The sequence below is a fragment of the Ornithobacterium rhinotracheale DSM 15997 genome, from assembly GCF_000265465.1.
Taxonomy (GTDB): domain Bacteria; phylum Bacteroidota; class Bacteroidia; order Flavobacteriales; family Weeksellaceae; genus Ornithobacterium; species Ornithobacterium rhinotracheale.
The window spans coordinates 1,434,061-1,446,894 of record NC_018016.1; the positions used below are offsets into that span (position 1 = coordinate 1,434,061).

A 12,834-nucleotide genomic window follows, 5' to 3' on the forward strand; every position below is an offset into this window, starting at 1 on the left:
AGCGGCTCTTTTTTAACCAATAAATCAAAAAGAATAAAAATTATGAATAACTTAAAAGCATGGCTTCGTCCTAATCTTTTAACCAAAGACGATAAAGCAGATTTTATTGCGGTGCCACTGATGAACGGGAGCCTTGGGCTCAAAGAAGTGATAGAAGCCCTACAAAAAGAGGGTATGGAAATCCAAACCGAGACCGCTGTAGACATCATTACACGCTTTAACCGCAAAGCCTCGGAATTGGTGCTGAATGGCTATAGCGTAAACACAGGCTTGGTGTATATGCGCCCTGCCATCAAAGGGGTGTTCTATGACAAGACTTTTGACAAAGAAAAGCACTCGGTGTATGTGAATGTAAACCAAGGCTTAGAGCTTAGAAAAGCCAGCGAAGATACCAAGGTAGAAATCTTGGGCGAGCAAGCCAGCCCGATGAGCTTATTCAGCATTACCGACAAGGTAACTGGCAAAACCGACGGGACACTCACCAAAGGGAAAAACGCCGAAATCAAAGGCACATACCTCAAGATTGCAGGCGAAGACCCTAAGAATGGAGTAACCTTTAAAAACCTAGACAATCAAAAAGAGACCAAGCTCCCTGCCGAGAATGTGGTGCTTAATGAGCCATCAAGGTTATTGATATTAGTCCCAGCAGATTTAGCCAATGGCAATTATGAGTTGCGCGTAACCACACAGTTTAGCAAAGGAAATACCATGCTCAAAGAGCCACGTACAGAGGCTTTGAACATACCTATTGTTATTGCCTAAAGGTTAAAAAAGGCTTATTTTACAATATGGAGGGTTCTGCTCGCACGAGCAGAACCCTTTTGCTTTATAAGGCAAGACATTCTGTTAGCATAGAGACAAGCGCTCTGTCAGCGTAAGAACGGATACTCTGTTAGCCTAAGGACGGGGTGTCTGTTGGATTAAGCATGCTTTAGCTCATGATTTTGAACCAGTGGAGCGCCGCCGAATTACTAACAATGGTGCGTCTTATAAGACGCCATAGCGTTGTCTTACCGAGTGCGTGTGTGGCGTCTGATAAGACGACGAGGTGCCACCTAAAGGGCTAAACGACGACAAGTAAAAAAGCCCTTTTTAAGTTTTCTTAAAAAAGTGTACATTTGTATCGCTTCAAACCAAAAAGAAAAACAAGTTGATTACGCAAAGTACCATAGACGAAATATTTTCTACTGCGAGGGTAGAGGAGGTGATTGGTGATTTTATTCAGCTAAAGAAATCGGGGAGTAACTTTAAAGGATTCTCTCCCTTTAGCAATGAAAAAACACCCTCGTTTATGGTGTCGCCTGCCAAGCAGATTTGGAAGGACTTTTCCTCGGGAAAGGGGGGGAGTGTCGTTTCATTTTTGATGGAGCATGAGCAGTTCACTTATCCAGAGGCGCTTCGCTGGCTTGCTAAACGCTACAATATTGCCATAGAGGAAGACCAAGCGCAGAGCGCAGAGCAATTGGCGCAGGCTAAGGAGAAAGAAAATCAATTTACGCTCACCGCTTTTGCGGCTAAATTCTTCAAAGAGCAGCTACACAATACCGAGGAGGGATTAATTGTTGGTTTGTCTTATTTTAAGGAGCGTGGTTTTAATGATAAAACCATCGAAACCTTTGATTTAGGCTATTCTCCTAAAGCTTGGGAGGCTTTTACGCAGTATGCCAAAGATAACGGGTATTCCGTTGATTTGCTTAAAAACACAGGGCTCACCGTAGGTTCAGGCGATCGTGCCGTAGACCGATTTCGTGAGCGTGTTATGTTCCCGATTCATAGTTTCTCTGGGCGTATTTTGGGTTTTGGTGGTAGGATTTTAAACAATCAAGCCAAAGCAGCCAAGTATCTCAATTCGCCTGAAAACGAAATTTACCATAAGAGCAAAATTCTCTATGGAATTTATCAGGCAAAGCAATCTATTTTAAAGAAAGATGAGTGTATTTTGGTGGAAGGCTACACCGATGTTTTGTCCTTGCACCAAGCGGGCATTGAAAATGTGGTGGCGAGTTCGGGCACGGCTTTAACGCCAGAGCAAATCCGTTTGATTAAACGCCTTACGCATAATTTAATTCTAATTTATGATGGCGACGCGGCAGGGATTAAAGCATCGTTCCGAGGGATTGATTTGATTTTAGCCCAAGAGCTAAATGCCAAAATAGTGGTTTTGCCCGATGGCGACGACCCCGATTCTTTTGCCAAAAAACATTCCGATACCGAAATTCAGGCGTTTATTGCTGAAAATGCCGTAGATTTTATTGAGTTTAAGATTAAAATCTTAAGCGAAGAGGCGGGCAATGATCCAAGCAAACGAGCCGAGATGGTAAGCAGTGTGGTGCATAGCATTGCCCTGATTCCTAATTTAATTCAGCGCGAATTGTATGTGCAAAAGGCGTCGCATTTATTGGATTTAAGAGAGGAAACACTTTTTAGACAACTAAGTGTAGAGCTTCAAGAAATAGCCAAAGAAAGCAGAGGAGGCACTTCGCAAAATTCAGCAGAGCTTAGCGCGGCGATAAAAATAGCCAAGCCTAGCGATGAGCCTAATTTTAAAATCCAAGACAAAACGGCACAAGTCGAGGAGCAAATTCTGGAGGTGATTACGCTTTCAGAAGATAAAAAATATACATTCAAAAGTTTAGCCTCTGCCGAAAAAGATGAGTTCTATGAATCCACGGTGCTAGAGGAAGTTTTAGCCAATTTAGAAGAGGACGAAATGGAATTTTCTACGCCTTTTTACAAAGCACGATTGGCTGAAATCAGAAATCAATGGGAGGAAAAAGGCAAAATCGATGTGAGCGAATTTATGCGCCAAGCCGATGAGCGTGTGGTGGCAATGTACACTAATTTCTTGACCGAAAAATATTTTCTTTCCGATTGGAAAAACCACGGAACGCATGTGCCTACTTTGGAAGAAAATACGCCTTTGCATACACAGCATTTAATGCTGACTTACAAAGTTTTAAATATAAAAAAACAAGCTCAGCAGGCAAAAGAGGAGCTTAAAAAAGACCTTGAACCTGCCGAACGCATGGCGGTGCTTAAAAATCTAATGTATTTAAAACAAGTTTTAACCAAGGCTGAAATCTTGTTGGATAAAAGCGTTTAGCCATTCCAAATTTCCCAAGCCGCTTCGGCTTGTTTTTCAAGCATTTCTAGTCCGTTTTTGATGTTGGCATCTTGTGCTCTAGCCAATTGCAAAAATTTAGTTTCGCTAGGATTATAGATTAAATCATACGCCAGATGTTGGCTAGTTATGGCGTCGTAAGGCAAATCAGGGCATTTATCCACATTGGGCGAGGTGCCAAGCGGTGTGCAATTCACGATGATTTTATATTCTTCGATGATTTCAGGCGTTAGTTCATCATAGGTGAAATCGCCCTGAGAGCGTGACACGACTTTAAACGCAATCCCCAGTTCCGAAAATACATATTTTACGGCTTTAGATGCGCCACCTGTGCCTAAAATCAAGGCTTTGCGGTGATGTTCTTTTAATAATGGAGCGATAGAATCTCTGAACCCGATGACATCGGTGTTGTGTCCTATACATTTTCCATCTTTAAACTGAATGGTGTTTACGGCATTGATTTCTTTGGCAGCTCCTGTGATTTCATCTAAAAAAGGAATCACTTCTTGCTTGTAGGGAATCGTAACATTTAGTCCAGAAATTCCCGATTTTAATAGATTTTCTACTTCAGAAATTTCGGCTAAATCAAATAAATTGTATTCAGCAGTAATGTTTTCTCGTTCGAATTTAGCTTTAAAATATTTAGGCGAAAAAGAATAAGCGATGTTTCTGCCGATGAGTCCGTAAGTTTTAGATTCGTTTTTTTTCATACTTGTAAATCACTAAAATAGTTGCAATGCCTATCGCAATACAGATTAAATCCACGAAGAAATGCAGATTGATTTGTGGTAAATAGCGAGTATAGCCTATGAGATATCCCTGCGGATTGAGGTCTTTGGTTTTCCAAGGCCAAGCGGCACCGAGCGAACCGATGATAAAGCCGATGAGCCAGCCGATGACGATGTCGTGATAATGTTTGAGCAAATAGCCCATGAGCTTAGAAAAACTAATTAAACCGACAACCGAGCCAATGGTGAAGATCGCTACCAAATACAGCATGTGTATGCGTTCTGCTCGCTCGGCAAGTGTTGCAGTGCCCAGCATGGCAAAATCTCCGTTGAAAATCGCTATGATTGTGTAAAATAAATTATTCACACAATCTACCAAAAGCAGGTTGTAGTTCCCGATGATGATGAGCATAAACGAGCCAGAAAAACCAGGCAATGTCATGCCCGAAACGCTGATGATACCGCAGAGAAAAATAAACCAATAGCTGTCGTTAGGTGCCATGGGCTCCATAAACGAAATCATAAGCCCAAGTGCAGAGCCTAAGAAAATTCCATAATATACAGGTTTTTTCCATTCCTTGATTTTGGTACAAACATAGAAAATGGAGCCTATGATGAGACCAAAAAAGTAGCTCCATACTTCGGTTTCTAAGCCCAGTCCGCCCTCGCTATGTGTGCGGATGAGGTAATCAATAAGGAGCGAAATGGAGAAAAAAGCCGATACGGAACCGAAGTTTACGGCAAATTGGAATTTAAAATTGATGTAATCTAAAAACTTTTGAAAACGCCCAGAGAGCAATAATCTAAAGGCTTTGGTATTGATTTTTTGATAGGAATAAATCAATTCTTCGTAAAAATTGGTCACAAGCGCAATCATTCCACCAGACACGCCAGGGATTTTGTTTGCGGTTCCCATCAATAAGCCTTTGAACCAAAGAATTAGATAATCGATGAAATTTCGTTTATACATTTTTAGATTTTGCGATGTATTCGATAATGAAAATAATTAAAAAACCAAACACGCCAAACGCTATTGCCGAAATCAAATGATTTTCTGCCCCCGCATTGGCAAGTGTGTACATACTAGGGCTTATGTTGCTCTCGATTAGAGAATTAATTTTGCTAAAAGATTCGCTAGGTTGCTCCTGCAAATATACCGAAAGACTTTTGTAATTCGGTGAAATTTCGCTCATTAGCTTTTCGCCATGCTCTTTAATGTACACGGTATCGTTGATTTTCCATGGCCAAATCTTCCAAAGCGAGCCAATCAAAAAGCCTGTGAGAACGCCCACCAAAGTATTGTGATGTTTTTCTAATAGATAATTTAATAATTTTGAAAAAGAAAGCAACCCAATACCTGCCCCCAAAACGACTACTGCAATTGTGCCTATTTCATGATTTCCAATGGCTGAAATAATCGTGGTGTAAGCTCCTAAAAGTAATAGGATAAAACTCCCAGAAATACCAGGCAAAATCATGGCACAAGCTGCCAAAGCTCCTGATAAAAACAAATATAAGTAGCCACTTTGTGCTGCCAATGGAGGCGTTGTAGAGACATAGAAAATAGCAACAGTCCCGAGGATAATGCCCAAAATACTGCCTAAATTCCATTTTTTGACTTGTTTGCCTACATAGAAAATACTGGCGACAATCAATCCAAAAAAGAAAGACCAAAGCTGAATAGGATAATATTGTAATAAAAAGGTAATGAGTTTTGCCAAAGATAGAATGCTTGTAGCAATACCCGCAAGCAATACTACCAAGAAATTTCCATTCACTTTTTGCCAAACTTCTTTGAAATTTCCTTTTAAAATATCTTTGAACAAAGCAGGCTTAATATTGCTGATACTCTGGATTAATTCGTCATAAATTCCAGAAATAAAAGCAATTGTTCCGCCCGAAACGCCTGGCACCACATCGGCAGACCCCATAGCAATTCCCTTTAGATATAAAAGAAGATAATCTTTAAAATTTCTCATGCTCTGTTCAGTTAGTTTTCTTCCACACGCTTGATGTCTACACCTATGGCTCTCAATCGTTTTTCGATGTCTTCGTAGCCACGATCGATTTGGTCGATGTTGTGAATGATACTTTTCCCTTGAGCTGCCACGGCAGCAATTAGAAGTGCAATCCCCGCACGGATGTCTGGCGAAGACATATTGGTGCCTCGCAATTCAGTCTCGTGATTAAGCCCAATAACTGTTGCGCGGTGTGGGTCGCAGAGAATGATTTGCGCCCCCATGTCGATTAATTTATCTACGAAGAAGAGTCTACTTTCAAACATTTTTTGGTGAACGAGTACGCTACCTTTAGCCTGTGTAGCCACCACCAAAATAATGCTCAACAAATCGGGCGTGAATCCTGGCCACGGAGCATCGGCAACGGTGAGGATAGAGCCGTCCATAAAATGCTGAATTTTATAATTTTCCTGTGCAGGAATATAAATATCATCGCCTTGCTTCTCTAGTTGAATTCCCAATTTTCTAAACACATCTGGGATAATGCCTAGATGTTCCCAGCCCACATTTTTGATTGTGAGTTCCGATTTAGTCATTGCTGCGAGACCAATCCAGCTACCAATTTCAATCATATCTGGCAAGCAAGTATGCTCGGTTCCGTGGAGTTTTTCTACGCCTGTAATGGTGAGTAGGTTAGATTTTATTCCCTCGATTTTAGCTCCCATATTCACAAGCATGGTACACAATTGCTGAATGTATGGCTCGCAAGCTGCGTTGTAAATCGTTGTGGTGCCTTCAGCTAAAACTGCGGCTAAAACAATGTTGGCAGTTCCTGTAACCGATGCTTCTTCCAAAAGCATGTAAGTACCTTTTAGGTTTTTGCCTTTAGGAATTTCTAAGGTGTAAAAATCCTCGTTTTTATGGAAATTATACTGAGCCCCTAGTTCAATAAAGCCTTGAAAGTGGGTATCCAGTCTTCGGCGTCCAATTTTGTCGCCCCCAGGTTTAGGCATATAAGCAAAACCAAAACGAGCGAGCAGTGGTCCCATAAGCATCACAGAGCCTCTGAGTGCTGCACCATCTGCCTTAAATTCAGGAGATTTAAGATAGGCTAAATTAATGTTTTTGGCATGGAATGTAAAATCGCCTTTTCCGTTTTTTTCTACACGAACATTTAGATTTTTAAGAATTTCTATTAAGCGGTTTACATCACGAATGTCTGGCAAATTTTTGATACGAACAGGCTCATCGGTTAGGAGCGTTGCACATAAAATTTGTAAGGCTTCGTTTTTGGCACCTTGCGGAGTGATTTCTCCGTGGAGTCTTTTTCCACCATTAATTTCAAATATAGCCATAGGCAGCGAGGTTGTTTTTATAAATTGGTTAAAATATTATTTTTTCTTTTTGTTGTTTTTCCAGTATCGTTTTCTTTTAGTGAAAACTCTTTTTTCGTTCATGGTTGAAGCTAAATCTTTGCTAGAAGCCAAATTGATGTTGTGCTCGCATTTATCTTCAAGCTCATCGATATCGATTTTGCCACCAGAAAGCTCTTTAAGCTCTTTATAAATCACCGCATCTTCCACGGTATCTTTGTTCCAAAGTAAGTAGCTTTTTTTCATCTGATTGGCAATGGCTTTTACCAGTCCTAATTTTTTATCGTCGTCTTCCCATTCGCTCGCCACTTCGATCATTTTTCTAAGGTTTCTACCATAGTATCGGTATTTTCCGCTAAATCCAGGATAAGGGATTTTGCGAGGTTTGGAATTCATTTCTAATTCGGTAGGAATAGGAAAAGGAGAGTCTACATCCAAATCAAATTCAGCCATGATAAAGAGCTGATCCCATAATTTATGTTGAAAATCAGGAATGTCTCTCAAATGCGGGTTGAGGTTGCCCATCACCGCGATGATCATTTGGGCAAATTCGTTTCGTTCTTCGCGGTCGGTTATATTTTTACAATAATCTACCATTCTCTGGATATGTCTACCATATTCTGGAATGATTAATTTTTTTCGTTCTGTATTGTATTGCATACTGCTTTAATTCAATAAAAAAATGGATTTAAAATTCTATGTGTAGAATCGGTGTAAAAGTATTGATTTTTGTGCGTAATAACAAAGATTAAACCTATTAATATTTTGTTATTGCATCAAAAAAATAACTCCGAAAAAGAAATTTGTTGAGGCTAAAATAGATGACTTAGGAAAAGTTTTTTTACTTTTGGAGCTAGAAATAAAATTAAAGTATGGCACAGCAAGAAGATGCGTTGAAAAATGTGATAAGTCACGCAAAAGAATATGGTTTTATTTTTCCGTCGAGTGAAATTTACGATGGGTTAGCCGCAACCTATGATTATGGGCAAAATGGGGTTCAACTCAAAAATAATATTAAAGAATATTGGTGGAAAGCCATGGTGCAGCTCCACGAAAACATTGTGGGGATAGATGCCGCAATTTTTATGCACCCTACCACTTGGAAAGCCTCTGGACATGTGGACGCTTTCAACGACCCGATGATCGATAACAAAGATTCTAAAAAGCGTTATCGCGCCGATGTTTTGGTAGAAGAACACATTGCTAAAATCGAGGCTAAAATTGAAAAAGAAGTAACCAAGGCTGCAAAAAGATTTGGGGAAAGTTTTGACAAAGAAATGTATCTGCAAACCAACCCGAGAGTGCTTGGCTACAAAGAAGAAATCGAGAAAATCAGCAAAAGATTGGGCGATTCTTTGACCAACAACGATTTGGCAGATGTCAAAGCTTTGATTGAAGAATTAGGCATTGTGTGCCCTATCAGCGGTTCGCGCAACTGGACAGATGTTCGCCAATTCAATTTGATGTTTGGCACTAAGCTAGGTTCTACGGCAGATTCAGCATCTACACTTTATTTAAGACCAGAAACGGCTCAAGGTATTTTTGTAAACTTCTTGAATGTTCAGCGTACAGGACGCATGAAGATTCCGTTTGGTATTGCGCAAATTGGTAAAGCCTTTAGAAATGAAATCGTTGCACGCCAATTCATCTTTAGAATGCGCGAGTTTGAACAAATGGAAATGCAATTTTTCATTGCGCCAGGCACCGAAATGGCAGCTTACGAAGAATGGAAAAATAAGCGTTTGCAATGGCATTTAAATTTAGGTTTAGGCGAAGATAATTATCGTTTCCACGATCATGAAAAATTGGCTCACTATGCCAATGCAGCGGCTGATATTGAGTTTAAATTCCCATTTGGATTTAAGGAATTAGAGGGGATTCACTCAAGAACAGATTTCGATTTGAGCAATCACCAAGAGTATTCAGGTAAAAAGATTCAATACTTTGATCCTGAAAGAAAAGAAAGCTATGTGCCGTATGTTTTGGAAACTTCAATCGGGCTAGATCGTATGTTTTTGGCGGTATTCTCAAAAAGTTTACAAACCGAGGATTTAGCCGATGGTAGCCAGCGTGTGGTTTTAAAATTGCCACCAGCTTTGGCTCCAATTAAAGCAGCGATTTTGCCATTGGTGAAAAAAGATGGTTTGCCAGAATTAGCACAAAAAATCGTAGACGAGCTGTCGTTTGATTTCAATGTAGAATACGACGAAAAAGACAGTATTGGAAAACGCTACCGCCGTCACGATGCGATTGGTACGCCACTTTGTATCACAATCGATCACGATTCTTTGGAAGATAACACCGTAACGATAAGAGATCGCGACACTATGGAACAGCAGCGTGTGAAAATTGATGAATTGTCATCGATTTTAAATCAAAAAGTAAGTATGAAGTCTTTACTTAAAAAATTGAAATAACACTAATTTTTCAATCCTAATAAAAAATCCCGATAATTTAGAATTATCGGGATTTTGTTTTGTGAGAAAAATCGGAATTTACAGGATTTCTATTTTGTCTAAATCCGCAAATTGATTTTCGTCGTTTTCGATTTTAATGCTATTTTTAAATCCTTTTTTCAAAGGGACTTTAAGCGATAATTTTCCGCCATTGGGTGCTTCTTGAAATTCGATTTTGTAAGATTTTCCGCTATTTACACTTAAAGTTGCGATGCTTGGTTCTTTAGCAAAATAATGAATGACCAATTCTCGAGTCTGATTTTTAGGGCTAAAGATTTTTCTAAACTCAATGTAGTTTCCAGCCGTTCCGCCCAAATTGGTGACTAAGGCATGGCGAGAGGCTCTTTCATTGAAAGCATGCTTGGCTTGGTTGGGCAAAACCTTGGTATTCTGGGTTAAATTATAATTATGCAGATAAGCATATTCCGCCTCGTAAGTATATTTTGGTGCAAATTCCCCTTTTAGTTTAAGCGCAACAACGCCGTGCGGTGGCACCCAAACTCCGATGCGATTGTGTTTCTTGCCAGGAATGTCTTTGTGCCCCCATAAATCTCTGAGCGAAACGCCGCCTTTTAATTCTAAATCACTGAAATTAAACCAAATGATTTCTTTTTTCTTAGTTCGGTTAAATAAAACAACTGCACGCTCACCGCTGTTGATTCCGTTGAGCTTTTTGCTCCAAACTTGCAACGGATCTTTGTAATTTGAGATTAATTTTCCTTGTTCGGTCATGTCTTGATTCACGGCAATAATTTCGGTGTTGGAAATTACTTTAAGCGTTTCGTCCGAAATTTGAGATAAATCGTTTCCGAGCATTAAAGGCGAGGTCAAAATACTCCACATACTCATTTGTGCTTTGTCTTCTTCGTAGCTTAATCCTCTGCCAATCTGCAACATATCCATATCATTGTAGTGTCCAGGGCTCATGTACGGAGCCAAAAATGTGTTTAAATCCACAATTTCTGTCATGCTGTGAAATGTATTGGCAATGTCGCCCGAAATGCGCCAAGAGTCGGCAAGGCTAGTAACCCAAGAGCCAGGGAATTGCCAGCGGCAGACATTGAATCCAATTTTTCTGGAGCTGATGGAGTCTAGCATTTTTTTGATGTATGTGTAATGTTGCTCTTCATCTAATTTTAAATCTTGCTGACTTGCTCCGCAATAATCCACCTTGATGAAATCAAACTTTAAATCGTTGATGAAATATTCTAAATCTTTGCGCTCGTTTTGATACAGCCCAGCCCCTACGCCGCCTTTGTCTTTGTCCCAAATAGAGGCGCAAGTATTAGGTCCCACATCAGAATAAATACCTGCTTTCAGCCCTTTGCTATGGATATATTCCGCAATAGGTTTTAGTCCGTTTGGGAATCTTTCTTTGTTTAAATTGAGGCTCCCGTCGGGATTTCTTCCGTCAAAAAAACCGTCGTCTATGTTTATATATTGGTAGCCAATTTTGTTCAATCCGAGTTTTACGAGATAGTCGGTTTGGCGTTTAATAATTGAATCAGAAATGTGATTTCTATAATTGTTCCAGCTAGCCCAGCCCATGATTGGGGGAGAGGGCTGCGTGCTGTTTTGTCCCCAGCAGATTGCACCTGCTAGTCCTAGAATAAATGCAATTTTCTTCATATTTCTATTGATTGTTTTTCAGGTTGTAGAGGTATGTAATCATTTTTTTGTAGGCATCACTCAGCGGGATATTTCTTCGTTTCATTGTATTTTCTGCTGAGTCAAATACTTGCTGAAGTTTTAACTTAGGTCCATTTCTTTTGCCACTAAAGTTAAACATAGGAACTTTTCTAGGAATAAAACCCTCGGCAAAAATATTGCTAAAGCCTTCGATTACGCTTCCCGTATTGATTTTTGAATTAATGGCTAGTTTACTATGGTCGCCAATGAAAACTCCGCAGAATTGCAATCCTGTTTCGGTGTATTTATTTTCGGTGTAGTCCCATAAATCCACCATGCCATAATCATTTCTCAAGTTGGAGGCATTGGTGTTAGCCCCCAGATTGCACCATTCGCCCACCACGCTATTGCCAAGGTAGCCATCGTGTGCCTTGTTGCTAAAACCATTGAAAATCACATTTTTAATTTCTCCGCCCACTTTGCAATGTGGTCCTATGGTAGTTTCGCCATAAATTTTTGCTCCCATTTTAATTGTAGCCTTTTCGCAAAGTGCAAGTCCGCCACGAATCACAGCTCCTTCCATAATTTCGCTGTTTTTGCCTAAATAAATAGGGACTTCAGAAGCATTGAGCGTTGCAAAAGTGACTTTGGCTCCTTCTTCCACAAAAATATTTTCCCGACCGATGATTTTGTTGCCAGACGGAATTTCTGCACTTTCACGATCTTTGGTTGCCAAAGCAAAATCAAACAAAAGTGCTTGCTGATTATTCATAAATAAATCATACGGACGATTGATTTTTAGCTGTTTTTCAGCCAATTGAATTTTATCTAAATTTTCTTTGTCTTGAAATTCCTCCCAGCTACCACGGAACCCTAAACATTCGGAATTTTCCCAAATGCCTTGTTGAGGTTTTAAATTCCTGAGCCCGATAATAAAGTCGTGTGTTGGAAAATAAGCAGAATTGATGAACAAATTGTCTTGTTCTAGCATGAGCGGATATAAATCTTGAAGATAATCCGCTGTGAGGCAGGAGATAGAAGTGGAGAAAAGTTTTTCCCATCGCTCTCTAAAAGTGAAAATCCCCATGCGTAAATCTCCAAACGCTCGGGTGAAACACAACGGATACATTTGTTTCTCGTTATTAGCAAACAAAACAATGTTCATAATTTTATCATTAAAAATGTATTGCCTAAGATACTATAAAATTATGAAATGGGGGTAATGATATTTATCGTAGCTATAGTTGTAAACAAAAAAAGCCTTGCACAAGCAAGGCTCAAAAAATTATTTATTATGAGAAAAATTATTTCTTTTGGAATTTTTTATATTTGTTCATGAACTTATCTACACGACCAGCGGTATCAACAAGCTTCATTTTACCAGTATAGAACGGGTGAGAAGTAGATGTAATCTCCAATTTGATTAAAGGGTACTCTACACCATCGATTTCGATAGTTTCTTTTGAAGCTGCGGTAGATCTTGTGATGAAAGTTTCATCGTTACTCATGTCTTTAAACGCTACCAATCTGTAATCCTGTGGATGTATATCTTTTTTCATGACTTAAAAT

11 protein-coding genes are annotated in these 12,834 nt (G+C 39.6%); 3 read left to right on the forward strand and 8 right to left on the reverse strand.

Going from position 1 to position 12,834, the window contains the following annotated elements:
• Positions 1 to 42 precede the first annotated feature (42 nt).
• Positions 43 to 762 (forward strand): DNA-binding domain-containing protein, encoded by a 720-nt coding sequence (locus tag ORNRH_RS06770; protein ID WP_014791138.1) that lies wholly within the window; start codon positions 43 to 45, stop codon positions 760 to 762.
• Between the two features lie 388 nt (positions 763 to 1,150).
• Positions 1,151 to 3,103 (forward strand): DNA primase, encoded by a 1,953-nt coding sequence (gene dnaG, locus ORNRH_RS06775; protein ID WP_014791139.1) that lies wholly within the window; start codon positions 1,151 to 1,153, stop codon positions 3,101 to 3,103.
• On the opposite strand, the gene ORNRH_RS06780 is transcribed toward dnaG, so the two are convergent.
• The 5 genes from ORNRH_RS06780 to ORNRH_RS06800 are packed head-to-tail and all read right to left on the reverse strand — an operon-like array spanning position 3,100 to position 7,840.
• On the reverse strand, positions 3,100 to 3,831 hold the full coding sequence (locus ORNRH_RS06780; RefSeq protein WP_014791140.1) for a shikimate dehydrogenase family protein: 732 nt from the start codon (positions 3,829 to 3,831) through the stop codon (positions 3,100 to 3,102). The two genes, dnaG and ORNRH_RS06780, sit on opposite strands and share 4 nt — an antisense overlap.
• Positions 3,812 to 4,819 carry a DUF368 domain-containing protein gene (locus ORNRH_RS06785; protein WP_014791141.1) on the reverse strand — a complete coding sequence of 336 codons (1,008 nt, stop codon included), beginning with the start codon at positions 4,817 to 4,819 and terminating at the stop codon, positions 3,812 to 3,814. Before ORNRH_RS06785 ends, ORNRH_RS06780 begins: the two co-directional genes overlap by 20 nt.
• Positions 4,812 to 5,828 carry a DUF368 domain-containing protein gene (locus ORNRH_RS06790; protein ID WP_014791142.1) on the reverse strand — a complete coding sequence of 339 codons (1,017 nt, stop codon included), beginning with the start codon at positions 5,826 to 5,828 and terminating at the stop codon, positions 4,812 to 4,814. The genes ORNRH_RS06785 and ORNRH_RS06790 overlap by 8 nt, the downstream gene beginning before the upstream one ends.
• 11 nt (positions 5,829 to 5,839) lie before the next feature.
• Positions 5,840 to 7,162: a UDP-N-acetylglucosamine 1-carboxyvinyltransferase gene (murA, locus tag ORNRH_RS06795; protein WP_014791143.1), complete on the reverse strand. Its 1,323-nt coding sequence runs from the start codon at positions 7,160 to 7,162 to the stop codon at positions 5,840 to 5,842.
• A gap of 36 nt (positions 7,163 to 7,198) precedes the next feature.
• The gene (locus ORNRH_RS06800) at positions 7,199 to 7,840 is read right to left on the reverse strand and encodes a DUF4290 domain-containing protein (protein ID WP_014791144.1); all 642 of its coding nucleotides are present in this window, start codon (positions 7,838 to 7,840) and stop codon (positions 7,199 to 7,201) included.
• A gap of 212 nt (positions 7,841 to 8,052) precedes the next feature.
• Between ORNRH_RS06800 and ORNRH_RS06805 the strand changes: the two genes are divergently transcribed.
• Positions 8,053 to 9,597 carry a glycine--tRNA ligase gene (locus tag ORNRH_RS06805; RefSeq protein WP_014791145.1) on the forward strand — a complete coding sequence of 515 codons (1,545 nt, stop codon included), beginning with the start codon at positions 8,053 to 8,055 and terminating at the stop codon, positions 9,595 to 9,597.
• A gap of 78 nt (positions 9,598 to 9,675) precedes the next feature.
• Here the strand turns inward: ORNRH_RS06805 and ORNRH_RS06810 are convergent, their stop codons facing one another.
• From ORNRH_RS06810 to ORNRH_RS06820, 3 genes are all read right to left on the reverse strand, one after another.
• On the reverse strand, positions 9,676 to 11,265 hold the full coding sequence (locus ORNRH_RS06810) for an alpha-galactosidase (RefSeq protein WP_014791146.1): 1,590 nt from the start codon (positions 11,263 to 11,265) through the stop codon (positions 9,676 to 9,678).
• Positions 11,266 to 11,269: 4 nt separating this feature from the next.
• Positions 11,270 to 12,430 carry a putative sugar nucleotidyl transferase gene (locus ORNRH_RS06815; RefSeq protein WP_014791147.1) on the reverse strand — a complete coding sequence of 387 codons (1,161 nt, stop codon included), beginning with the start codon at positions 12,428 to 12,430 and terminating at the stop codon, positions 11,270 to 11,272.
• A 139-nt stretch (positions 12,431 to 12,569) separates the two neighbouring features.
• A complete protein-coding gene (locus tag ORNRH_RS06820) occupies positions 12,570 to 12,824 on the reverse strand; it encodes a type B 50S ribosomal protein L31 (RefSeq protein WP_014791148.1) in 255 nt (84 codons plus the stop codon).
• Positions 12,825 to 12,834: the final 10 nt, after the last annotated feature.

Bases quoted from the DNA above. Each gene is read 5' to 3' on its own strand.
- ORNRH_RS06785 (WP_014791141.1), bottom strand. From the start codon at position 4,819: ATGTATAAACGAAATTTCATCGATTATCTAATTCTTTGGTTCAAAGGC.
- ORNRH_RS06770 (WP_014791138.1), top strand. From the start codon at position 43: ATGAATAACTTAAAAGCATGGCTTCGTCCTAATCTTTTAACCAAAGAC.
- ORNRH_RS06810 (WP_014791146.1), bottom strand. From the start codon at position 11,265: ATGAAGAAAATTGCATTTATTCTAGGACTAGCAGGTGCAATCTGCTGG.
- ORNRH_RS06820 (WP_014791148.1), bottom strand. From the start codon at position 12,824: ATGAAAAAAGATATACATCCACAGGATTACAGATTGGTAGCGTTTAAA.
- ORNRH_RS06805 (WP_014791145.1), top strand. From the start codon at position 8,053: ATGGCACAGCAAGAAGATGCGTTGAAAAATGTGATAAGTCACGCAAAA.
- ORNRH_RS06790 (WP_014791142.1), bottom strand. From the start codon at position 5,828: ATGAGAAATTTTAAAGATTATCTTCTTTTATATCTAAAGGGAATTGCT.
- murA (WP_014791143.1), bottom strand. From the start codon at position 7,162: ATGGCTATATTTGAAATTAATGGTGGAAAAAGACTCCACGGAGAAATC.
- ORNRH_RS06815 (WP_014791147.1), bottom strand. From the start codon at position 12,430: ATGAACATTGTTTTGTTTGCTAATAACGAGAAACAAATGTATCCGTTG.
- ORNRH_RS06780 (WP_014791140.1), bottom strand. From the start codon at position 3,831: ATGAAAAAAAACGAATCTAAAACTTACGGACTCATCGGCAGAAACATC.
- ORNRH_RS06800 (WP_014791144.1), bottom strand. From the start codon at position 7,840: ATGCAATACAATACAGAACGAAAAAAATTAATCATTCCAGAATATGGT.